This window comes from Hymenobacter guriensis (assembly GCF_015773195.1).
Classification (GTDB): Bacteria; Bacteroidota; Bacteroidia; order Cytophagales; family Hymenobacteraceae; genus Hymenobacter; species Hymenobacter guriensis.
This window is the reverse complement of the sequence record NZ_JADWYK010000009.1, coordinates 79,751-102,747: the sequence shown is the minus strand read 5'-3', so window position 1 is coordinate 102,747 and position 22,997 is coordinate 79,751. Positions and strand designations below refer to the sequence as shown.

Below are 22,997 nucleotides of genomic sequence, written 5' to 3'. Positions count from 1 at the left end.
GCTGCCCATGTGGGCTGTCGGCGACATTCTACTTACCTCGAACAAGCGCGTGACGGCAGTGCCATTGAAATTCGATGTATAAATCAGCAGTTGATGGCGCGGCGCCCACAGGGTGATTCTATCTGGATTGATTTGCGTAACATCCAGGAGTTCACGCTCACTGATCCGCGTGCCGTACCCGGCCAGGCTGGTCTACACCGGTTTGCACGCTTCAGGAATCTGCCGGATCAAGCCGGGCGTGTCGATTTTCTGGAGGTGCTCCACGATGCTGGTCCGTATGCATTGCTGAAGCGCTCCGGTAAATCGTTGTTGAAAGCCAGCTACCAGCAGGCGTATAGTGCCGACCGGCCCTACGATGAGTTGGTAGACGCCACTGACTATTACCTGCGAAGTCCTGACGGGACATTCACGGCGGTGAAGCCGACAACCAAGTCGTTGGTGGCTGCTATACCGCCTGTTTTGCAGGAGTCCTTACGCGCTGAATTGAAAAAGACACCCGTCCGCACCGAAACGGATTTAGTTAATGCTGTTTCGCAGCTAAACAAGCTGGCAGCTGTCAGCAAGTAGACAGTAGAATATTCTAATCTCTCATTCAAGGACTGGTGGCTAGAGAAGCGTCTCTTGCTAACAGCAAGGTAACAAAGGCAAGGAAGCGAAACTGCTGCTGGTTAAGGCCAAGTGACGGAAACGGGCGGCCCAACCGAAACCTTGCTCCACCACCTAGCAGTGCGGCCACAAAGTCCGGGCTTATGTCTCGGTACTGACGCTTGGATAAATCTAATTTTGCGTAAATTGGAAAACACACTCTATTCCAATTTACGCATGAAAAATTCCGCCTATTTTCTATCCACTTGGTTGGGCATAGTCCTACTGTTCGTCGTCTTCGGCGCGGCAATACCGACTTATGCCCAGCAGGCTGCTGGCAGCTCCCTGGTCGACTTGCAAAATCTGCGGCTCGTATCGGACAGCAAAGTGGCCACAACTTACCTGAAGGTGGATAAACGCTACGAGGGCATACGGGGTACACCCTTTCTGCTGCGCGGCTGGTCTACCGGCGACATTCTGCTGACGACTAATCAGCGTGTGAAAGCAGTGCCGTTGAAGTTTGACCTTTACAACCAGCAGCTAATGGTGCGGCGCCCGCAGGGCGATTCTATCTTGCTTGACCTGCGCAATATCCAGGAGTTCACCCTCACCGACATCCGCACCTTATCCGGGCAGGCTAGCCTACACCGGTTTGCACGTTTTACAGATATACCAGGTCACTCAGGCCGAACGGAGTTCCTGGAATTGCTGCATGCTACCGGTCCATATACGCTTTTGAAGCGCTCCGGTAAATCGATGGTGAAAGCCGACTACCAGCAAGCCTACAGTTCCTACCGGCCTTACGATGAGTTGGTGGACGTTATTCAGTATTATCTGCTAAGTCCGCAGGGTACGCTTACCGTCATAAAGCCAGCCGTTAAGTCCTTGGTAGCAGCGGTGCCTGCTACTGTGCAGGAACCGCTCCTGGCTGAGCTGAAAAAGGCAACGTTACGCACCGAAACAGACCTGCTGAATGCCGTTTCGCAACTGAACCTGCTGGCAGCAACCGTCAGCAAGTAAACAGCGGGACCTTCCAAGCGCTCCGCCCAGCTATATGCTGCTGGGCGGAGCGCCCCCCTGGACCAAGGGCCAAGTCGATTGCCTCACCGCACGCTCAAAAAAAGCTACCGTGCAGCGCTACCACTACCAGACCACGGCCTAGCTCAACGAGCACTTACAAGTTTTTTGCTGGCCTACAACCACACCAAACGCCTCAGGCGCCTGCGTAGCCTAGCATCACACGAAGTTGTCTGCGCCCAGGGGCAAAAGAATCGGACTATTTTTACGCGTGTCCCGGCCGAGCTCACCCTGGGGCTATCCAACTGGTTCGTTGTGGAGCATTCAGCATTTTCCAGAGCATTTGCTGTTGCGCTTCATCCAACAAGCCTGCTTCACAACGAGCAAGTGTCAGGAGCGTCGGCTCGAAGAGTAGTGCCTCCTACACTTGCGCACTGAAGGCTTAGTCATGCCGCTCCGGGAATGAAATTGACTGGCTTAGTAGATTCAGCATGGTCTGCAGTGTATCGAAATTGAATGCTAAATAACGTGGTGGAGTATTCTGCTCTTATGCTTTTGGGTAGCTTGCTGAACGCCAGTGCTGACTTGTTGCTTTTTGAGTTTTACAGCTCACAGGTAGAGTGTTGGCGTGCTGCCACTACCCGCCATACTCAACATCGAGGGTATGCCCTTGCCGAGATAATATTAGACTTCACGAATCAGCCGGTATAGTTGCTCGTGGTACGTGTCGCTTACCGGAATTTCTTTGTCCAAGATGTAAATCGTGTTGCCATCGACCATGCGAATCTTATCCAGCGACACGATGAAGGACTTGTGCACCCGCAGAAATGGCGGCTGCGGCAACGTTTCAGTTAGCTCCTTCAGGGTTTGGTAGGTGACGATGCGCTGCGTGGGCAGGTGGATGGACACGTAGTTACTCAGGCCCTCGATGTAGAGAATATCGGCGTAGTTGACGCGCAGAAACTTGTTTTTGCTCTCGCCCTTCACAAACATGTGGCCGGCGGCGGGAGGCCCTGCTACGGAAACGGGCGCAGCCAGCGGAGCCGGAGAAGCAGCCGGTCCCGGCAACAGTGCCAGCGCTTTTTGGGCCGCTTTAAAAAACCGCTCAAAGGAAATGGGCTTGAGCAGGTAGTCGACCACATCGTTTTCGTAGCCGTCGAGGGCGAATTCGGGGTAGGCGGTAGTCAGAACGACTTTGCAGCGGGTGCCGGCCAGCTTAAGGAATTGCAGGCCGGTGAGCTTGGGCATCTGAATGTCGAGAAACACCAGATCCACCTGGCCCTGCTGCACCAACGTCAGCGCCTCAATGGGGTTGGTGGTAGTGCCCACCAGCGTGAGAAAGGGCAACTGGCCGATGTAATCGGCCAGAATGGCCAGGGCCGGGGCTTCGTCATCGACAGCAAGGCAGCGGATCATGAGCGGGGCATAGGTAGAGGTAAATGAACGGCGGGCCGCTCTGCGGCACGCCTACCACACGAGCTGTAGAGCAGTACGAAACCGTCCATCGGCCGCTCCCACATGCAAGGCGTGCCGCTCCGGGTAGAGCAGCTTCAGCCGCCGGCGCAGGTTGGGCAGGCCGATGCCCGTGGAAACATCTTTATGATCAGTGCTGCGCTGGTTCTCGACTTCGAACAGCAGTTGCTTACCCGAAACGTCCAGCCAAATGTGCACAGGATTTTCGGGGTCGTCGAGCACCCCGTGCTTGAGGGCGTTTTCCACGAACGGAATCAGTACCAGCGGGGCCACGCGGCGGCCGGCGGGGTTGCCGGTTACGGTGAAATTGACGTGGAAGCTGCCGGGGAAACGGAGGCGGTAGAGGTCGAGGTAGTTGCTCAGGTAGTCAATTTCCTGGTCCAGGCCCACCTGCTCGCCGGGCGTGTCGTGCAGCATGTAGCGCATCAGCTCCGAGAGTTTCAGGATGGCGTTGGCTACCGGCTTGGCCGCGGGATAAGCCATGCTGTAGAGCATGTTGAGCGTGTTGTAGAGGAAGTGCGGGTTGATCTGGGTTTTGAGGAAGGCCACTTCGGCGATGCGCTTTTCGGCGCGCAGCAACTGGTTTTCACGCTCGTGGCGCAGGGCGGTACGGCCGGCCCATAGCGCGGCACTTAGCACTATCATGGGGCTGGCGAAATAGGCGTTATCGAACAGGTAATAGCCGATGGTGGTCTCGCCCCCGTAGTTGTGAAAGCCCAGCACGGCGGGGAACAGCACCTCTTCCACGCCGTAGCGCATGCCGATAAATAGGGCCACCACGCCCGCCAGAGCCGTGGCTAGGAGCCCGGTGCGGCCTGGGCGCAGAAGGCGCGGATATACCACCAGGTAGCAGAGGTAGAACTCAATCAGCCGGAATAACAGGAACGAGAGCATGAGTATCAGGCTGATGTGGGACCAACTCTTCTGTTGCACGAAAACGCCCAGCAATTCGTAGCCGGCGTAAGCCAGCCAGCCCAGTATGTGCCAGTAGATAAACTTGTCTTTCATGAGAAGGGAGGCAAATGGTGGGAAAGGCCCGTAGCAAATAGCATCAGCTTTGCCCCGACCGCCTCAAAACTACCGTGCTCCGGAAGCTCCCGCACTTTTTTTATGCGAAAGGCCAGTTTTGGGATGCGAAACCGAAAAACCGCTAAAACGCCCGATGACAGCCGGTTTCGGGGCATTGGAATAATGTTTTTTACCCCGGAAATGGGCTGGTTGACCTTTGGCTCGTCATTGAGCTAACCGTTTTTCGCCATGTCCATTTTCCTCTGCTGTCGCCGCTTTCCTCTACTCGTATTGGTTGGCCACCTCTGCTTTTACCTGCTGCTGGGCCTGCTACCGCCGGCCATAGCCCAGCCGGCCGCGCCCGCCGCCCAGGTCAGCGGCACCCTGCTCGATACGGCCGGCCAGCCGCTGGCTTTTGCCACCGCTGTGCTGGTGCAGCTGCCCGATTCGGCCATTGCCAGCTCCCAGACTGCTACCGAGCTGGGCGGCTACTCGTTCAGCCGCATCAAGCCCGGCCGCTACTGCGTGAAAGCCCTGCTGATGAGCTATGCCAGTGCCCGCAGCGCCGCCTTCGTAGTGGGTCAGGAAGCCGTAATGGTGCCGGCCCTGCGCTTGGTTCCTGTCGCCACGGCCCTGCAGGAAGTGACGGTAACCGGCTCCATACCCCTGCTGGAGCAGCACGCCGACCGTACCGTGGTGAACGTGGAGCGCCTGAACACGGCCGGCGAAACGGCCCTCGAAATCCTGAAAAAAGCCCCCGGCGTAACGCTCGACAAAGACGACAACATCGTGTATCGGGGCAGCACGGGCGTGAACGTACTGATTGACGGCAAACTCACCTACATGAGCGGCGCGGCGTTGAGTAGTTACCTGAAGTCGCTGCCCGCCTCGGCCATCAGTCAGATTGAGCTGATGCCGAACGCACCCGCCTCAATGGACGCCGCCGGCACAGCCGGAGTGCTCAACATCAAGTTGCGCCGCATCCAGCTTCAGGGTCTGAGCGGTACCTACACGCTGGGCGTCGGCTATGGCCGCTTCGAGAAAAACTGGGCCGGTACCAGCCTGAGCTACAACGTAGGGAAAGCGCGCCTCTTCGCCCGCCTCGACGGCGGCCGCTATAACTCCTTCAACCAGCTCACTATGATTCGCACCATCCGCGACAGCCTCTTCAGCCAGCAAAACTACTGGCGCCCCCTAACCTACAGCGGCACCTATGCCACGGGAGTGGACCTGACCCTGACTGCCCGGCAGAGCATCGGCCTGCAGCTGCGCGGCGGTGCCGACCAGACCACCGCCCTGAGCACCAGCAGTTCGGTGGCCACCGATGCGGCCGGCCACCCCGGCGGCCGCCGCGAGCTGAGCAACCCCAAGAACAGCTCCGCCACCAACCGGGCGCTGAACCTGCACTACCGCTTCGCCCTCGATAGCACCGGCCGCGAGCTAAGCGCCGACGTGGATTACGTGCGCTACGCCAGCGCCACGGACCAGCGCTTCGACAACCGGGTGTTTGCCGCAGGCAGCGAGCAGGGCCGGCCGGCCGAGCAGCTGCGCAGCGCTACGTCGTCGGAAACCACTATTCGGGCCGCCAAAATCGACTACGTGCATCCCTTCGCCGGCACCAAATGGCGGGCCGAAACCGGCACGAAAACCAGCTGGGTTACTTCGCACAGTACCCTTCGGTTCGATAAGCTGCTGACCAACGGCTGGCAGCCGGATGCCCTGCGCACCAACCAGTTTCAGTACGACGAGTATATCAGCGCTGGCTACATCAGCGTGAATACCAGCTACGGTGCCCTGGAGCTGAAAGCCGGCCTGCGCGGCGAGCTAACCCAGACCGGCGGCCGCTCGGCTACCACCGGCCAGCAGGTCGACCGCCGCTACTTCCAGTTGTTTCCCAGCGCTTTCGCCAGCTACAAAATCATGGAGCACGACCAGGTAAGTGCCTCCGTGAGCCGCCGTATCACCCGCCCCAACTACCAGAACCTGAACCCCTTCCTCAACTATACCGACTTCTACACAGCCCAGCAAGGCAACCCGTTTCTGCGGCCTTCACTCTCGCAGTCATTGGTGCTGAACTACCTGCACAAGGATTTTCAAGTCTTTAGCCTGAGCTACCTGCGCGAAACCAACTCGGTGAACAGCGTGGTAACCCAGAACGACGACACCAACGTATCGACCAGCACCCCGCAGAACCTGGCCCAGACCAATACCCTTACCCTGAGTTCGGGCGGCCACACCGACATCGCCAGGTGGTGGGGCATGGATAACCAGCTCAGCGGCAGCTACACGCAGGTCGAAGCTCAGGTGGAAGGTCAGCCCGTTCGCCTGGCCAGCTACAGCTGGGAGGTCAGTTCGGACCATACCTTCATGCTGCCCCGCAGCTACAAACTGCTGGTGGGAGGCAGCTACTACTCGCCGGCCCTCATGGGGCTGTTTCACACCAAAGCCAGCGGCCAGCTAAACCTGGGGCTGAAAAAGCAAATCCGGGCCGAGCGTGCCAGCCTCAGCCTGCGCGTGAGCGACGTGTTCAACACCAGCCGCTTCCGCAGCACCCTGCGCTACAACAACGTGAACCAGACCTGGAACAACCAGTGGGAAAGCCGCCGTGTGACGCTGGCTTTCACCTGCAAAATCGGCAGCGGCAAAACCCAGGCCCGCCACAACGTCGGCAGTGCCGACGAGGAAGGCCGGGTGGGTAAGTAAGGAACCAGTTGTGGGCAGCTACAACCCCAGGTGTATAGCCCACGGCAGTCATGTTTCTGCATAACGAGCAAGCTGCCCGCTACGGAAGCTACTACGCCGACATCAGGCCTAAGCAGGCAGACTTATTTTTCTGCCTAAGAACCCGGGGCATCTGCTACCTGGCCGATTTCCGCCGCCCCTATACTTGATTTGGTTCGGCTATGCCATCAATACCGTTGCGTTTTTAGGGATGTTTCGGCCCGTTTCCGCCTACGTGTCGACCGTCAATGCACTTACCTAGCAGTTAACTATACAAGCTAAATGCTCCTGAAATCTAGGGCTAATCCTACACAATACCGGTCCCAGCGCAACAAACTATCAGCGCTCCAGCAGGATTTCCGTGCCTAAAATCACCAGATCTACCCGGCCTTTCAACGTCTGGTTGATGAAGGGCGTGTTCTGGGATTTGGATTTCATGAATTCCTTCGTGAAGGTTGTTTCCGCTTCGGTATCGAACAAGACGCACTCGGCTTGCTGGCCAACTTCGATGGTGGGTACCGGCAGGCCCATCAGGCGGCGGGGCTCGGCCGAATAGCGCTTCACCACCAGGTCCCACCCGAATTTCCCGGGCTCGACGAAGAAGTGATGGAGCGACACCAGGGCCGTATCCAGGCCGGTGATGCCATTGGGGGCACTAATGAAATCCTGGGCTTTCTCGAACGGCGTGTGCGGCGCATGGTCCGTGGCAATAAGGTCGAATACGCCCTCTTTGAGCCCTTCGAGCAGCGCATCACAATCGGCCTGCGTCCGCAGCGGCGGGTTCATTTTATAGTTCGTGTCGTAGTCGCCGATATGCTCGTCGGTGAACATCAGGTGGTGCGGGGCCACTTCGGCCGTCACCTTTACGTCGCCGCGGGATTTCCACCAGCGGATGGTTTCCATGCCGAGCTTGCTGGACACGTGCTGGATGTGCACGTGCGCGCCCGCCGCCCGGGCCAGGCGGATGTCGCGGTCGATGATGATTTCCTCCGCGCACGCCGGCGAACCTTTGATGCCGAGCCGGTAGCTCATCACCCCTTCGTTCAGGGCACGCGGACCGGCCAGCTCCGGCACCTCGCAGTGGCTGGCGAAAAACATCCCGAACTCAGTGGCGTACTGCATTGCCCGCAGCAGCACGGCCGGGTCGGCGGTGGTGTCGCCGTCGTCGGTGAGCATGATTACGCCGAGCCGGTGCATGCCCTCAATTTCGGCCAGTTCCTTGCCTTCGCGGTTTTTGGTGACGCAGCCGGAGGTGTACACCGGAATGCGGGCCCGGTGCCTGGCATTGTCCAGCACGGTGGCAATAGCCGTTGCCGAGTCGAGAGCCGGGCGGGTATTGGGCATCATGACCACGCCGGTAATGCCGCCGTTGATGGCCGCTTCGCTTCCCGTGGTGATGGTTTCCTTGTTCTCAAACCCCGGTGCGCGGAAATGGACGTGGGCATCAAACATGCCCGGCATCAGTACCCGGCCCCGCGCGTCGATGACCCGGGCGCCCTCGGGAATGGCCAGGCTAGTGCCGATTTGCTGAATGATTCCTTCGACAATCAGCACGTCACTTTCGACAAGCTCAGGTGAATTTTCGGCGGCGATGCGGGCGTTTTGAAGGAGGAGCATGGAGGGGGGAGTGCGGTAAGCCGGCAAGGGGTGTGGGGATATTCTGGCTGTTGGAGATGAAAATACACGGGCGGAACCAGCCGCCACGTTCGGCGTTTAGGGCATAATTACCGTTGAACTGGCTCGCTGCGGTGCGGCGTACGATTCCTGCCGTGGGAATTCCCCGCCCGGCGTGAGCCAGTCGAGCACAGCCATGCGGATGGAGATGCCGTTTTCGACTTGGTTGGTGATCAGGCTGCGCTCATAGTCCATGACGGCATCGCACAGCTCGACCCCCCGGTTTACGGGGCCGGGGTGCATGATGTAGAGGCCCCGGTCGCGGATTTCTGCCAGCCGGGCAGTGGTGATGCCGTAGACCCGGTGGTATTCGCGGACGTTGGGGAAAAACTGCACGTCCTGGCGCTCCAGCTGCACGCGAAGCAGGTACACCACATCGGGCGCCCAGGCCATGGCCGCCTCATAGTTGGTGAAGCGGGGGATGGTTGCCGGAACATACTTGGGCACCAGGGAGCCCGGCCCGAGGTAAGCGACTTCAACGCCCAGCTTTTGCAGCAGGGTGCTGGTGGAGCGCGCCACGCGGGAGTGGAGAATATCCCCGATGATGAGGACTTTCTTGCCCCGGGGGTCGGGAAATTTTTCCTTGATGGTGAAGGCGTCCAGCAGGGCCTGGGTGGGGTGCTCATGTGCCCCGTCGCCGGCATTGATGACCGACGCCGTGGTTTGGCGGGCTATCATGCCGGGCAGGCCGGAGTGGCTGTGGCGCACCACGATGTAGTCGGTGCGCATGGCCTGGAGCGTCTCGATGGTCTCGCGCACGGACTCGCCCTTGGTGATGGAGGAGTGGGCGACGTCGAAGTTCGTTACCTCCGCCGAAAGGCGCTTGGCCGCGACTTCGAAGGAGGAGTGCGTGCGGGTGCTGGCCTCATAGAACAGCATGAGCACGGACTTGCCCTCGAGGGCGGGAATTTTCTTCACCGAGTGGGTGAAGAGTTTTTTAAAGGACGTGGATTGGTCGAGCAGGAACTCGATTTCCTCGCGGTGAAGGGATGCAATGTCGAGCAGGTCTTTACGTGCCATACCGGAGTTGAGGAAAAGTGAGGTCTTCTAGCTAAAACGCAACGTGTGAAGGCTGAGCTTCCGCTACCCATGGCGGAGCAACCGGATGGTGGCGCGGGCCGAGGCAATAGTGGCCGCAGTCACGGTGGGAGGCGAGGGAATTGGCATCCATGGGTGGTATGGGGTGGGGTTTAGCGGTGGAGTTATGCAATATAAATTGGCTGAGGGGCGGCAGCTGACGAACTCAAGGGCCATAAAAAAACCGTTTCGGAATCCGAAACGGTGGCGGGGCAACACCCAGAATAAATAACGGAAATACCAGCGGCAAAATCGGGAAAACTGATGATTGCGAAGACCTTCCGGTCCGCTCGCGGTTCCCCGCCGAGCAGGTTCCCACGCTTCATCAACAAGTTTTTTGGTTGAAGCATGCTGCAAAACTACGGCATTGTTGCGCCCGATAATACATCGGCGTTGGTAATTTTTTTCGTACTGCTTTTCTCCCATTTCATTTCAGAACCAACGGGCTAAATGGCGCAGATTCTGTCAGCTTTCTGCCATCAAAAAAATCATGGCTTGCATAACCATTTGCTTTGCCAGCACATGCCAGCCTGACTTTCGTTTTTTACTCCGTCCGCCTCAGCCGGCGGGCTGCCATTCTCCGGCGGCAAGCAGCTCGGTAACTACCCGGTAGGGTTGGGGCTGCTTTATTTTCGGCCGGCACAAGTGCTATTGCGGTGGTCTGGCTAAGCTGAGCAGGCAAGGGAGGGGACTTTCCTTGTCACCATCAACCAGTGCTTTCTGGCTTTTTGCAACTTGCTGAGCTGCTTGCCACTAACCTTAGAAGCACCTGCCGCCCAGGTTGGCGACACATGCTTTTTATCTCCGCGGCTATGAGTTGGCCTATTTATTTCACTGTATAGTCCCTGGCCGTGCTGTGCGACCAGCCCCCTGCGCCGGGTCAGGAACTGGCTGGCATAGGATTACACCGGCCGCCACTGGCTGGGGTAGGGGAGGGCAAAGGTATTGACTTTGAGCAGCACCGCCCCCGGCCGGGCACGGTTTGGCAGGGTCGCGGCGCAGCAGTTCGTGGAAATGTCGGGACAGGTGCTGAGCCGGTAGGGACAGGGGGGCCAAAGTGCTAGGTATAATAGTCCCAGCGTGGGGTGGGTCGGGTCCCGGGTAAAGATAGTCGGGTTCTTTTGCCACTGGGCGCAAGCAAATTCGTGTGGGGTTAGCCCGCGCAAGGTCTTCAAATGCTTGGCGTGATTGTAAACCAGCAAAAAGGCTTGCCGGCGCTCGTTTAACTTGGCTGTGGTCTGGTAGTAAAAGCGCTACACGCTGGCTTCTTTAATGGTGCGGTTCAGGCGCTCGACCTGACCATTGGTCCAAGGGATGGGCTGGCTTGGAGAGACGGTGCTCCACGCCATATTCGCGGCACATGCGGGCAAAGCGGTGCCCGCCCGGCAGGAATGGATGCGGCTGGGGGGACTGGACGCGTTGTCGGCCAGCCCCGTATGCACCCGGTAGGGCGGTTTGTCGAGCACGCGCCGCAGAAATTCGGCCGCCCCCATGCGCGTGGCCAGGCTTTGTAGGCTTTGATGGCTGTGTTGGCTAGCGCGCCGTACTGCCACCGATCAAGCAGGCACTGCCGTGGAGTACTTGTCCCATAACATCGTGCGAAATTCCAGCCCGGAAAATACACTATCATGCCCTGGGACTATACACATAACTAAGTTTGGGTGGGCGATATCACGTATCTGCCTCGGCCGGGCAGCGGGTGGTACTACCTGGCCTTGTGGCTGAACCCGCTGCTCGCGCAAAATCGTGGGCTGGCACGTGCGCTCTCGCGATGCCCGAGGACCTGGTCAGTGAGGCCTTGCGCCGGGCCCTTGTGGTGCGCCGCCCACCCGCTGGGCTCATCGGGCACTCGGGCCCAGGTAGCCAGTACACGGCCACCCGCTTCAAGGGGCTACTGGCGCGTCACGGCGCTCACCAGAGTATGAGCCGGTGCGGCAACTGCTACGACAGCGCCCACGCCGAACCGTTTTGGAGCCGCTTCAAGGCTGAACTACTCGATGGTGGAAGCTTTCCAGGGCTAGCCAAAGTCCCAACTTAAAATCAGCCACCAAATCGCCTATCACAATGCCGAACGGCGTCATTCTGCTCTCGGCTACCGCTCGCCCAATCACTTCGAAACCCAGCTCCATACAACGTCCGAATTGTGTCCGGCTTAGCTAGGCCACCTCAAAATACCGTAGCGCCCCGATTTAACTACGAGCTAGTACGGATGGTACTGCGCCCTGCGAGTAGCCACCTTTGTTTCCGGTTTACCCCTTGCTGGCAATCCGGAAACATGATGCGCAAAACGGTACTAGTATTGCTTCTCCTGCTGGCCGCCCCGACCTTACTGTGGGCGCAGGACAGTGAGGAATTCGGCTTCGGCTTCTACGTGCAGGGCGGCACGAACTACACACCCGGCTTCCGGCTGGACTCTTACGACCGGTTCCGGGCCAGCTTCAATCAGGCCGCCCGCTCGCGACTGCAAACTGAGCTGGGCGCCTGGCAGCCGCAGCGCTTCCAGAACTTTGGGGGCGGGCTATATTTCGGGCCGCTTCACTTGAGCTTCAACAAGCAATTTAGCAGTGCCACGGCCGTGGCCAAGTTCAAGAACGGCGACCAGCGGGAGATGACGCTGGATTACAACCCGCTGGACATGCACTTCGAACTGCTGTTCGGCAAACGGCTGCAGGTGGGCGCGGGCTGTGGGCTGCGGGTCGAAAATGCTACCGTGCGCAGCGGCCTGCGCTACGCGGGCGGCCCGCTCAGCTACGGCGAGGATCAGGCGCTCAACGGGATTTTCCGCTCGATCAGCGGCGGAGCTATGACCGGCAGTGCCCGCGTCGACTTCCAGCTCGTGCGGGTGAAAAAACGGCCCTTGCTGACGCTGTCCATGCGCGGCACGTACGCGGGCGTGACGCGCAAATTCCTGGAGGGCAACGCCTACCTGCTGCCGTATTCAGACCAGATGATGAAAAAGATGAGGGGCGGCAGCGGGCACGCCGACGGCACCCTGCGCTTCTACCTGCCCGAAGACGTAAGCCAGCGCAACAACGTGTACACCACGATGGTGGGCGGTGGAGAGGCATTTTCGGGCACGGTACACGGCTGGGCCTTTTCCGCTAACCTCCTATTCACGCCCTTCGAATGGTACGCCGACGCCAACTAACCGCCCGCCTGCGCTACACGGCAGCCCTATGCCTGCTGGGGCTGGCTACTGCCTGCGAAAAGCCCGAAATCCGCGACATTGAGCGGGAAGAAACCCGTTGGGAAGGCACCTGGCAGGTGCCCGAAATTCGCCTGGTGGTGACGGATACGCTGGGTAACATACGCTCCGAAACCGTGCAGACGGACCAGGGCACGGCCACGTTCCGCATTGCCTCCCAGGAAGGCAGCGACGTGTTCAACGACGTGGCGTTCGAAGGCGAGGTGGCTAATTCGCAGTTGGTGAGCTACTTTCGGGGCGTAGCGGCGGGAAACCGGATGCCCGGTGGCTGGTCGCTGTACTGGGATGCCGACCCGGAAGCGCGGCGGCTGATGATCTGGGGCATCGCGCCGAGCGTCAGCTACCACCGCACCGTGAATGTGGACGTGGTGAGCAAGCAGGAGCGGAAGCTGTTTTACATCTTCCCGGCAGGTGCCACCGGCACCGCCCGCAATGAGCGGCTGTTTTACACGCTCACGCTGCGCAAGTAAGGTGCCGGCGCTAGGGCTCAGCCAGGGAAGTTAAGTGACGCGGCGTGAGGCCTTTGCGCTTCACCCCGTTTTCTTCTCTCCGAAAAGGAGAGGAGGAAGCATAACAGTTATCAGGGCAGATAATTCCCCTGACTGGGCGCTAGGATACAGGGTGACGTATTTGGATCAAGTTCCGTAGGTGAAGAGGCACCGTTTTGATCACCATCGTCTGACGGGCGTAGTTGCGGCATAAAGCCCGGGTAATTTGTGAAAGTGGCTATATTGCTGAGTAAGAGGGGTAACTTCGGGTGGAGGAAGCCTGCGGGCAACGCACCCGGCCAAAAAGGCGTCCATAGCTTACACTAGCAGCCCACTGCAGTAGCTATGCGGCACTGTTGTTGCACGGCTGCCGCTGCTTTACTTTCCCCGCACTTGCGCAAAATCCCACCTGTTGCCATGAAATTGGTTTTTCTCATCGTCTTGTTTGTGCACACGGCCTTGCTGGGGCTGGGGCAGAAAAAGACGCCTGCTCTAGCCGAAGGTGTTGCGCCCTCAACTGTGGAACGCGTGGAGCGGGCTTTGGCTTCCGATGCCATGTTGGGGCGCGGGGTGCCGGCCGGAGCAGCCAAAGCAGCCCAGTTTCTGGTAGCCGAGTTTGAGCGAATCGGGCTGCAGCCACTCCCCGGCCTCTCATCATTCGAGCAGAAGTTTACGGTATTCGAAACTCGCACTACGGCGTTGTTCGTGCAGTTGAACAACACCACCGTACCCAAAGACAAGACCCTCCTGATTTCGGGGGAGCCTCACCTGAACTGGGCCGACGACGACCAGAGTGCCCGCGTGATGGTTATTGGCGCGGAAGCAAACCTGATGAAAGTGTTGCGGCCCCTGCTACAGCCCACCGAGAACGTCGTCGTGTTTATTGACCCTGCTCATGCCGCCGCGTTCAAACAGGTGGCTGATTACGTGAAGCACAGCAACCTGCGCGCCGAAAAGCCGGGGCCCTACTCAGTGGTAATGGCCCTGGCAGCGGTGGGCAATGGTGCCGTTAAGTACCGGGTTGCGGCTAACACTGCCGTTCGGCCGGTGGAACTGCGCAACGTAGTGGGCGTACTGCCTGGCCACGAGCCCGACCGAGAGGCCGAGCAGGTAATATTTTCCGCGCACTACGACCACCTTGGACTGATAGCCAAAGTAGCCGGCGACTCTATTGCCAACGGTGCCGACGACGATGCCAGCGGTACCACGGCCGTGGTGGCCCTGGCGGAACACTTCAAGAAACGTGATGACAACGCCCGTCCGCTCATTTTTGTGGCTTTCACGGCCGAAGAAATAGGCGGGCTGGGCTCACGCTACTTTGCCAGCCAGCTCAATCCTCAGCAGGTAGTAGCCATGTTCAACATCGAGATGATTGGCAAGCTGGCCAAGTTCGGCCCCAATACCGCGTTTATCACGGGGTTCGATAAGTCAGACTTAGGGACCATTCTGCAGCGCAATCTGCAGGGCTCCGGCTTCCGGTTCGAGCCCGACCCGTACCCCGAGCAGAACCTGTTTTACCGCTCCGATAACGCCACCCTGGCCCGCCTGGGCGTACCGGCCCACAGCATCAGCACCGACCAGATTCCGACGGACAAGCTCTATCATAGCGTTGACGATGAAGTGGAAACGCTGAACCTCGTCAATATGACCGGGGTTATCAGCGCCATAGCGCGGAGCGCTAAAAGCATCGTCAGCGGCCAGGATACGCCTACGCGCCTCGTTGTAGAACCAGGGCAGGCGGCCCGCTGATTTGCTTGTAGGCCCCATAAAGCAGCAAGCCCCCGGCACTACTACCGGGGGCTTGCTGCTTTAGTATCTGTTGCTCTATTGCTTTTTCTGTTCTGGCTTCACCGGCAACATCACTGTGTCGGGCGTTGCCGGAGGGGAGGCCGGTTCAGCAGGGGGCGAGGAGCTTTCGTGGAGCTTGGCCAGCGCCCAGGCCGGAGGCGAAGCGGGCTCAGGGTCCCCAAAACCAGTGATGGTAACTTTGGATGCTGGCGCTAAGCCCTGCGCCCGGGAAGAGAAGTGGCTGATGAGCAACAGCGCCAGCAGCAGTAAAAAGCGGTAGAGTGTATGCATAGGGGGTTGATGTAAGGGGAGAATGCAACAAAATTACAAAATATCTATACAGTGTTCAATCACACAATGATGTGAGAAACTGATACGACGCAAAACAGCCGCTTTTGCCGGGCTACTCCCTGTACGGAAATGCCCCGGCAAAAGCGGCCGCTGATAGTTATTTGTCATCCTTATTTAGGCAGGCGCAAGCTCAGGCCAGTGCCCAGTAGCAGGCCATGGTTGTTGAGCTGATGGCCAGCGGTTACATCTACGCGGAAACCGGGTACGGGGCGCCAGGATACGCCAGTGTTTATGCCCTTTTGCCAGGAAAACCGGCCGATGGCGTACGCTTCGGTGAAGAAGCCGAAGTTGCCGCCAAGGGGGCCATTCAAGGCCAAAGACGCCGTGTACTGCCCAACCTTGGTATCGGCCGCCCGGAAACCGCGTTGCCGAAAGCCAAAGTTGCCTTCCAGCCCGTAGCGCTGCCCCAGTAGCTGCGACACCAGCAGGCGCGCACTGGGCTCATAAGCTTTGTTAAGGAAGGAGGCATCCCCGTTTGGCAGCGTCAGTTCCGTCAGGACTACTACCTGGGAACGAGCATTCTGCACCGTAGAGGTCAGAAACTTGGCGCCTACCGTGAGGGGGGCCAGGCCAGCCGGCGAAGTTGGGCGGCCACTGGCCTCGCCCGTAGTCAGGCGGGCCAGTGGGTGCAGGTAACCCTGGGTAGCACGCAACTCGATGTGGTTGAAAAAGCCAACGCGCAAGGTAGCAGTCGACATAGCCCGGTGGCGGCCAAATGCTTCCGAAGCGGGAAGCTGCTGAATACCGGCATCTACCTGTACCTGACCGGGGTACAGCATGTTAGTGGTGATGGTCACCCCGGGCCGGTCGGGGCGGATATTCCGTACAAATGGGGAGTCGGTCAGCTCGTTGCCCGATGTTTGGGCCAAGGAGTGGGTGGCGGCGCCTAACAGCGCGGCTGCACCCAGCAGAATGGTCTTACGCATGCAGACCGGACAGCCCACGCTACGTGAAAGTTCAGAAAGAGGTTGCGCAAACTTGCTGGATACGGCATTTTGTTTAAATAGTTACACAGATAGGTTATATGTTTATATACATTCAGCTATCTGTATTCAATGTTCTGACTTAATCCGGGGCAAGCATGCCAGGCACAAGGAAAGCCGTACACCGCGCTGACTGTTGCTTTACAATCAGTGGCGGTGTGCTCAGGGCTGACGAAGCACCGGCGGATGGTTAGTCGTCCTCGTAGTCAAGGCCCAGCAGGCTGTTTAGCACGCCCTGAATTTCGCTGGCGGCGTGCAGCTGGCCGGCCTTGCGCGCTACACTAAGGCCGGTGCGGTACACTTTCTCCGCCTCATCGGGCTGCTCCAGCTGTTCCAGAAGCTTGCCGGCATGATAGTAAGTGCCTACGTAATCAGGGTGTTCCGTGAGGAGCTTATGGTAAAATCCCCAGGCTTTCTGCGGATCAGTAGAGCGGTATTCGGTGGCTAAAGCGTAAATCGTAAACGGGTCGTTCGGGTCGTCCTGGTAAAAGGCCAGAAGTTGCTGCAGGCGGCTGGGAGGAGTTTCCATAGGGGAGGAGTTTTCAGTATCTTTGCCCCAAATTTGGGGCTTTCCCGTAGTATATCGTTCACTCAAGTCGTCATAGATGAAGTTTCTCGTTTGCATCAGCAACGTGCCTGACACGACCACCAAGATTACCTTCACGCCCGATAACAAGGAATTCAACAAGGCGGGGGTGCAATTCGTTATCAACCCCTGGGATGAGTACGCCCTCACCCGCGCCATTGAGCTAAAGGAAGCACAGGGTAGTGGCACGGTGACGGTACTGAACGTAGGGGAAGCCGATACCGAACCAAATATTCGTAAAGCCCTGGCCATTGGCGCCGACGATGCCATCCGGGTAAATGCGTATCCCAAGGACGCCTTCTTTGTGGCGCAGCAGATTGCCAGCATTGCCAAAGACGGCGGCTACGACGTGATTCTGATGGGCAAGGAAAGCATTGACTACAACGGCTTCCAGGTACATGGCATGGTAGGTGAGCTGCTCGGTATCCCCACCGTAGCCCCGGCTATGAAGCTGGATATGAGCGGCAACACGGCCACGCTGGAGCGCGAAATCGAAGGCGGCAAGGAAATCGTGGAGGTAAATACGCCTTTTGTGGCCAGCTGCCAGCAGCCCATGTGCGAGCCCCGCATCCCGAATATGCGCGGCATCATGACGGCCCGTACTAAGCCGCTGAAAGTAGTAGAGCCTACCGGCGACGCTTCCCGCACCCAGGTAACGGAATACCAGCTGCCGCCCAAAAAGCAGGGCGTGAAGCTCATTCCCGCCGAAAGCGCCGGCGACCTGATCAAGCTGCTCCGTAACGAAGCCAAAGTCATCTAAAAACTAATTAAGAATTGATAATTAAGAATTAATAATTGCTTCAATGGCCGCAACAGCCGCAAAGCATCAAGTCTTAATTACTAATTCTTAATTACTAATTGAAAAACGTATGTCTGTTCTAGTAGTAGTAGAGTGTGATAAGGGCGAAGTGAAAAAGTCTTCGCTGGAAGTGGCTTCGTACGGCAGCCAGGTGGCCCAGCTGCTGGGTACCACCGCTACGGCCGTGGCCGTGGGGGAGGCCTCGGAGGCCAGCCTGGCCCAGTTGGGTGAGCAGGGCATCAGCAAAGTCCTGTACGACGCCGAGCCCCGCCTGAAAGACTTCGTAAACGGTGCCTACACCAAGCTCATTGCTGCTGCCGCGCAGCAGGAAGATGCCAAGGTGCTGGTGCTGGCCAACTCCAACATTGGCGCCTCCGTAGGCTCCCGCCTGGCGGTGCGCCTGCAGGCCTCGCTGGCTACCAACGTGGTAGAGCTGCCCAAAAACGACGGTGGCCAGTTTACGGTAAAGCGCGGAGCCTTCTCGGGCAAAGCCTTTGCCGAAGTGGTACTCACCGGCGACCGGAAAATCATTGCCGTCAAGAAAAACTCCATTGAGGCCCAGCACGAAGCCGGTAAAACCGCTACGGTGGAAAGCTTCTCGGCCCAGCTCTCGGATGCTGACTTTGCCGATGCGCCCAAGCAGGTAGTGCTGCAGGATCAGGCCGGGGGCATTCTGCTGCCCGAAGCCGACAAGGTAGTATCGGGTGGCCGTGGCATGAAAGGTCCCGAAAACTGGCATCTCATCGAAGACCTGGCCAAGGCCCTGGGCGCGGCTACGGCCTGCTCCAAGCCGGTGTCCGACGTGGACTGGCGCCCTCACCACGAGCATGTGGGTCAGACGGGCATTACCGTGTCGCCGAACCTGTACATTGCCTGCGGTATTTCGGGAGCTATCCAGCACCTAGCCGGCGTCAACTCCAGCAAGGTGATTGTGGTTATCAACAAGGACCCCGAGGCGCCATTCTTTAAAGCCGCCGACTACGGCATCGTGGGTGACGTGTTCGACGTGCTGCCGAAGCTCACGCAGGCGGTGAAAGAACTGAACTAAGCGGAAAGAATAGCGTAGGGTCTTGGAGACGGGGTTTGCTGCAAACCGTGTTTCCGGGGCCCTACGCTATTCTTTTCGCGCCAGCTCCGGTGTGCAAAGTCTTTGTTTCTTTGCGGCGGCAAGTTTTTCATCCCTAAGCCTTCAGACTCCAAGTTCCTATTCCCTTGAAAAAAATCCAGCTTGAAATCCTGGGCCTTTCTTCCAGCCAGTCTCAATCTGGCTCGTTTGCCCTGATTCTGGGGGAGAAAACCGGCAACCGGCGCCTGCCCATCATCATTGGCATGTTTGAGGCCCAGAGCATTGCCATCCAGATCGAGAAAATCAGCCCCAACCGCCCGCTCACCCACGACTTGTTCAAGTCGTTTGCCGAGCAGGTGCACGTGGCCATTCTGGAGGTCATGATTTCGGACCTGAAGGAGGGTGTGTTCTACTCGAAAATCGTGTGCTCCGACGGAGCCACGACCTTTGAACTGGATGCCCGGCCCTCCGATGCCATTGCCATTGGTCTGCGCTTCGGCGTGCCGATATACACTGTGGAAAGCGTGCTGAGCGAAGCCGGCATCATTCTTTCGGACCTCGACGAAAACACGGAGGACACCGATGATGAAGATGATGATGAGGACGATGACGACACCGGTACGGCCGACCGGCCGGCCCCTACCACGCCGAAAGAGCCCAGTGGGCAGGTTTCGCTGGACGAACTGACGAAGATGCTGGCCCAGGCTCTGGAACGTGAGGACTATGAGAAGGCCGCCAAAATCCGCGACGAGCTCAACAAGCGCAACCCATAAGCACCATCGGAAACGGCTTTTCTACTTCTGGAGAAGCCGTTTTTTATTTCCTCTGACTGTTTCACACAATTCTCTTTTCTACGCTATGCTCACTATTCCCGAAGCCGATCTGCGCTACCCCATCGGGCAAGCCGAAGTCCCACAGGAACCCCTGACGGATGGGCGCCGCCTAGCGCTGCTGGCCCAGCTGGCCGTGCTGCCAGACCAGGTGCGCGTGGCCGTAGCTGGTTTGCACCCCGAGCAGCTTGATACGCCTTACCGGCCCGGCGGCTGGTCGGTACGCCAGGTGCTCCACCATTTGCCCGACTCGCACATGAATGCCTATGTGCGGATGCGCCTGGCTCTGACGGAGGAGCTACCCACGATTAAGCCCTACGAAGAAGCCGCCTGGGCCGAGCTGCCCGATGTGGCCGCCACGCCGGTAGCCGTGTCCCTGGCCTTGCTGGAGGCGCTGCACATTCGGTGGGTGACGCTCATGCGCCAGCTGACAGAGCAGCAGTGGGGGCGGCGCTTCTACCACCCCGGCTCCCAGAAGGAGTTTTCGCTGGACCAGGCCCTGGCGCTATATGCCTGGCACGGGCGTCATCATCTGGCCCACATTACCAGCCTGCGCCAGCGCGAAAACTGGTAGGTTGTTTAATGTGCTAATGTGGTTGAATGTGGGAAATGTGCTGATGAGGGAAAACGTGTCATGGTGAGCGGCGCGAAGCCATCTGTCCTGAGCAAGGTACACGGCCCTGAAAGGTGAAAAGCCCCTGGCGTATGCATACGTCAGGGGCTTTCTGGTAAAAGAACGGGAAGCACGTTTCAGAGGACGGATTCCTTCGCTACGCTCGCAATGACAGCCAAATCATTAGCACATCAGCACCTTCAAAAATTAGCATATTAACCGCTAAACTTCCGAGAGTGGCTCACTAGCCAGGGCTTCGAGGCCGCCTTCCGTGGCGTCGTCAACTTTTTTGGCGGCTCGCACGAGGCTGCTGCTGAAGATAAACTCGCGCAGCTCGGGCACCTTGGCGCCCAGAATTTCATCCTTCGTCCCGTCCCAGAGCTTCAGGCCCTTGTGCATGAAGATGATATGGTCGCCGATTTCGACTACCGAGTTCATGTCGTGCGTGATGACGACAGTGGTGATGTTGTACTCGTGGGTGATTTCGTAAATCAGCTCGTCGATTTTGATGCTGGTGGCGGGGTCGAGGCCGGAGTTGGGCTCGTCGCAGAACAGGTACGTACAGTTGGGCGCAATAGCCCGCGCAATGCCTACCCGCTTTTTCATGCCGCCCGAAATTTCGGAAGGCATCTTGTTGCCCGCGTTTTCGAGGCCCACGCGCTTCAGGCAGAACTCCACCCGGTCGCGACGCTCTTCCCGGCTCATGTCGGGCGTGAGCATCTTCAGCGGAAACTCCGTGTTTTCAAACACCGTCATGGAGTCGAACAGAGCCGAGCCTTGAAACAGCATCCCGATCTTGCGGCGGATTTCCTGCCGGATCTGCACCTTATTGTTCGTGAAGGTGGTGCCATCGAAGGTGATACTGCCGATGTCGGGCTTCATCAACCCTACAATGCACTGTAGCAGTACGCTTTTGCCCGTGCCCGAGCCGCCCAGCACCAGGTTACACTGTCCGCTCGCAAACGTGCAGGTAATGCCCTTCAGCACCTGATTGCCATCAAAGGCCTTCTGAATGTTATGGACTTCAATCATTTTAAGTTGCTAGTTTCTAGTTGCTGGTTTCTAGTTGCGGTTGATGAATGCCGTTGAAAAACAACTATAAACCAGCAACCAGAAACCAGAAACTCACAGAAGTACTGCCGCCAGCACGTAATCGGCCAGCAGAATGGCAATGATGGAGTTAGTAACGGCCCCCGTGCTGGCTGCTCCAACTTCCAAAGCGCCGCCTTTGGTGAAATAACCCTTATAGGCTGAAATAGCCGATACCAGAAAGGCGAATATCACCGATTTGATGAGGGCGAAGGCAATGTTATAAGGAATAAAATCGGTGCGGATGCCCTCCACGTACTCCGAGGCCGACATGGCGCCCGAGAGTGTGCCGGCCAGGTAGCCGCCCAGAATAGACAGGCCCATAGCCAGAATCACCAGCAAAGGAAACATAAGCAATGCCGCCAGAATTTTGGGCAGCACCAGATAAGAGGCTGAGTTGATGCCCATTACTTCCAGCGCGTCTACCTGCTCGGTGATACGCATGGTACCCAGGCCGCCCGCAATGCTGGAGCCTACTTTACCCGCCAGCACAATGCTGGTGATGGTAGGTGCCAGCTCCAGAATCGTCATTTCGCGCACCATATACCCGATGGTGCTTTTAGGAATGAGAGGATTGGTGAGGTTATAGGCAATCTGCACGCAGGTAACGGCCCCAATAAAGGCCGACACAATCATGACGATAAAGATGGAGTCGATGCCGATGAGAATGGCTTCATCGAGGGTCCGTTGCCAAAGAATTTTAACCCGCTCAGTGCGCGTGAGCATGCTTTGCAGGAAGAGAATGAATTCGCCAAAGGTTTTGACCATACAAAGCGCGAAGTGTAGCAGAAATACGAAAACTTGCGAACCCGCCCAAGCTCAACCAAAACGGTGGCGCGGCGGTTTGGGCAGGCATACGTAAAACCAGGTTCAACAAGCAAAGGAATGCAAAAATTAATCGTAGTAACGGGCGGCACCAAAGGAATAGGGCGCGCCGTAGTAGAGCGTTTTCTGGCCGCTGGGCTGCCCGTCGTTACCTGCGCCCGCTCCGCTGCCGACCTGCTGGTGCTGAGCAGTGAGCTGGCCCAACAGTACCCCGACACGCCCGTGTATACCCTCGCCGCCGACCTCAGCCAGCCCGAGGACACGCAGCGTTTCGTGACGTTTGTGCGGGAGCTTGAAGGCAGGGTGGAGGTACTGGTAAACAATACCGGCGGCTTCGAGCCCGGCCGCCTGCAGGACGAGCCCGCCGACGGCTCCCAGCTCCGCCGCATGATTGACGTGAACCTGTACAGCGCCTACGACTTGACCCAGGGCCTGCTGCCCGACATGATTGCGCGGCGCCACGGCCATATATTCATGCTATGCTCCACGGCCAGCATCACGGCTTATACCAATGGTGGCTCCTACTGCATCGCCAAGTTTGCCCTCTATGGCATGACGAAAGTGCTGCGCGCTGAGCTGCAGGAACATGATATCCGCGTGACGGCCATTTTGCCGGGTGCTACGCTCACCAACAGCTGGGCCGGCGCCGACTTGCCCACCGAGCGGTTTATGCGCCCTCAGGACGTAGCTGAGTCCATTTTTGCGGCCTACTCGCTCTCGCCCCAGGCCGTAGTGGAAGAGCTGCTCATGCGCCCGCAACTGGGGGATATTTAGTTATAAATCAAAGAGAAAGATTAGGCAAAGACGGCGCCTTTATCG

General features: G+C 58.2%; 21 protein-coding genes. 12 read left to right on the top strand and 9 right to left on the bottom strand.

What is annotated here, in order from left to right:
* Positions 1-132 precede the first annotated feature (132 nt).
* Together I5L79_RS15120 and I5L79_RS15115 are read left to right on the top strand one after the other, a co-directional pair.
* Entirely contained in the window at positions 133-567 is a 435-nt protein-coding gene (locus I5L79_RS15120) for a hypothetical protein (protein WP_196955902.1), read from the top strand.
* Between the two features lie 255 nt (positions 568-822).
* Positions 823-1,605, top strand: a complete 783-nt coding sequence (locus tag I5L79_RS15115; RefSeq protein WP_196955901.1) for a hypothetical protein — start codon at positions 823-825, stop codon at positions 1,603-1,605.
* A 681-nt stretch (positions 1,606-2,286) separates the two neighbouring features.
* Here I5L79_RS15115 and I5L79_RS15110 read toward each other — a convergent pair.
* Positions 2,287-3,018, bottom strand: a complete 732-nt coding sequence (locus I5L79_RS15110; protein ID WP_196955900.1) for a LytR/AlgR family response regulator transcription factor — start codon at positions 3,016-3,018, stop codon at positions 2,287-2,289.
* A 51-nt stretch (positions 3,019-3,069) separates the two neighbouring features.
* Positions 3,070-4,083 carry a sensor histidine kinase gene (locus tag I5L79_RS15105; RefSeq protein ID WP_196955899.1) on the bottom strand — a complete coding sequence of 338 codons (1,014 nt, stop codon included), beginning with the start codon at positions 4,081-4,083 and terminating at the stop codon, positions 3,070-3,072.
* Positions 4,084-4,332: 249 nt separating this feature from the next.
* On the opposite strand from I5L79_RS15105, the gene I5L79_RS15100 reads away from it, so the two are divergent.
* Entirely contained in the window at positions 4,333-6,786 is a 2,454-nt protein-coding gene (locus I5L79_RS15100; protein WP_196955898.1) for a TonB-dependent receptor, read from the top strand.
* 357 nt (positions 6,787-7,143) lie between these two features.
* Here the strand turns inward: I5L79_RS15100 and I5L79_RS15095 are convergent, their stop codons facing one another.
* Both I5L79_RS15095 and I5L79_RS15090 read right to left on the bottom strand, forming a co-directional pair.
* Positions 7,144-8,421, bottom strand: coding sequence for a dihydroorotase (locus I5L79_RS15095; RefSeq protein ID WP_196955897.1), 1,278 nt, complete (start codon positions 8,419-8,421; stop codon positions 7,144-7,146).
* A 96-nt stretch (positions 8,422-8,517) separates the two neighbouring features.
* Positions 8,518-9,498 carry an aspartate carbamoyltransferase catalytic subunit gene (locus tag I5L79_RS15090; protein ID WP_196955896.1) on the bottom strand — a complete coding sequence of 327 codons (981 nt, stop codon included), beginning with the start codon at positions 9,496-9,498 and terminating at the stop codon, positions 8,518-8,520.
* Between the two features lie 1,828 nt (positions 9,499-11,326).
* Here I5L79_RS15090 and I5L79_RS15085 point away from each other — a divergent pair.
* From I5L79_RS15085 to I5L79_RS15070, 4 genes are all read left to right on the top strand, one after another.
* Positions 11,327-11,593, top strand: coding sequence for a DDE-type integrase/transposase/recombinase (locus tag I5L79_RS15085; protein WP_196955895.1), 267 nt, complete (start codon positions 11,327-11,329; stop codon positions 11,591-11,593).
* A 237-nt stretch (positions 11,594-11,830) separates the two neighbouring features.
* Positions 11,831-12,703: a hypothetical protein gene (locus tag I5L79_RS15080; RefSeq protein ID WP_196955894.1), complete on the top strand. Its 873-nt coding sequence runs from the start codon at positions 11,831-11,833 to the stop codon at positions 12,701-12,703.
* Positions 12,682-13,230, top strand: a complete 549-nt coding sequence (locus I5L79_RS15075) for a hypothetical protein (RefSeq protein WP_196955893.1) — start codon at positions 12,682-12,684, stop codon at positions 13,228-13,230. The genes I5L79_RS15080 and I5L79_RS15075 overlap by 22 nt, the downstream gene beginning before the upstream one ends.
* Positions 13,231-13,665: 435 nt before the next feature.
* The gene (locus I5L79_RS15070) at positions 13,666-14,997 is read left to right on the top strand and encodes a M20/M25/M40 family metallo-hydrolase (RefSeq protein ID WP_196955892.1); all 1,332 of its coding nucleotides are present in this window, start codon (positions 13,666-13,668) and stop codon (positions 14,995-14,997) included.
* Positions 14,998-15,072: 75 nt separating this feature from the next.
* On the opposite strand, the gene I5L79_RS15065 is transcribed toward I5L79_RS15070, so the two are convergent.
* The 3 genes from I5L79_RS15065 to I5L79_RS15055 form a co-directional block, all read right to left on the bottom strand.
* A complete protein-coding gene (locus I5L79_RS15065; protein ID WP_196955891.1) occupies positions 15,073-15,327 on the bottom strand; it encodes a hypothetical protein in 255 nt (84 codons plus the stop codon).
* A gap of 170 nt (positions 15,328-15,497) precedes the next feature.
* Entirely contained in the window at positions 15,498-16,313 is an 816-nt protein-coding gene (locus I5L79_RS15060; protein WP_196955890.1) for a transporter, read from the bottom strand.
* 247 nt (positions 16,314-16,560) lie between these two features.
* Positions 16,561-16,899 carry a tetratricopeptide repeat protein gene (locus tag I5L79_RS15055; RefSeq protein WP_196955889.1) on the bottom strand — a complete coding sequence of 113 codons (339 nt, stop codon included), beginning with the start codon at positions 16,897-16,899 and terminating at the stop codon, positions 16,561-16,563.
* Positions 16,900-16,975: 76 nt separating this feature from the next.
* Here I5L79_RS15055 and I5L79_RS15050 point away from each other — a divergent pair, with 76 nt between their 5' ends.
* The 4 genes from I5L79_RS15050 to I5L79_RS15035 all read left to right on the top strand — a co-directional run bounded on the left by I5L79_RS15050 (position 16,976) and on the right by I5L79_RS15035 (position 20,225).
* On the top strand, positions 16,976-17,716 hold the full coding sequence (locus I5L79_RS15050) for an electron transfer flavoprotein subunit beta/FixA family protein (protein WP_196955888.1): 741 nt from the start codon (positions 16,976-16,978) through the stop codon (positions 17,714-17,716).
* A gap of 109 nt (positions 17,717-17,825) precedes the next feature.
* A complete protein-coding gene (locus I5L79_RS15045; RefSeq protein ID WP_196955887.1) occupies positions 17,826-18,803 on the top strand; it encodes an electron transfer flavoprotein subunit alpha/FixB family protein in 978 nt (325 codons plus the stop codon).
* Between the two features lie 164 nt (positions 18,804-18,967).
* Complete coding sequence (locus I5L79_RS15040; RefSeq protein WP_196955886.1) at positions 18,968-19,594, top strand: bifunctional nuclease family protein; 627 nt, start codon at positions 18,968-18,970, stop codon at positions 19,592-19,594.
* Between the two features lie 85 nt (positions 19,595-19,679).
* Positions 19,680-20,225, top strand: coding sequence for a YfiT family bacillithiol transferase (locus tag I5L79_RS15035; protein WP_196955885.1), 546 nt, complete (start codon positions 19,680-19,682; stop codon positions 20,223-20,225).
* Between the two features lie 261 nt (positions 20,226-20,486).
* Here I5L79_RS15035 and I5L79_RS15030 read toward each other — a convergent pair whose 3' ends face one another.
* Complete coding sequence (locus I5L79_RS15030; RefSeq protein ID WP_196955884.1) at positions 20,487-21,296, bottom strand: ABC transporter ATP-binding protein; 810 nt, start codon at positions 21,294-21,296, stop codon at positions 20,487-20,489.
* Positions 21,297-21,389: 93 nt separating this feature from the next.
* Positions 21,390-22,121, bottom strand: coding sequence for an MlaE family ABC transporter permease (locus tag I5L79_RS15025; protein WP_196955883.1), 732 nt, complete (start codon positions 22,119-22,121; stop codon positions 21,390-21,392).
* Between the two features lie 117 nt (positions 22,122-22,238).
* On the opposite strand from I5L79_RS15025, the gene I5L79_RS15020 reads away from it, so the two are divergent.
* Complete coding sequence (locus I5L79_RS15020) at positions 22,239-22,952, top strand: SDR family oxidoreductase (RefSeq protein ID WP_196955882.1); 714 nt, start codon at positions 22,239-22,241, stop codon at positions 22,950-22,952.
* Positions 22,953-22,997 lie beyond the last annotated feature (45 nt).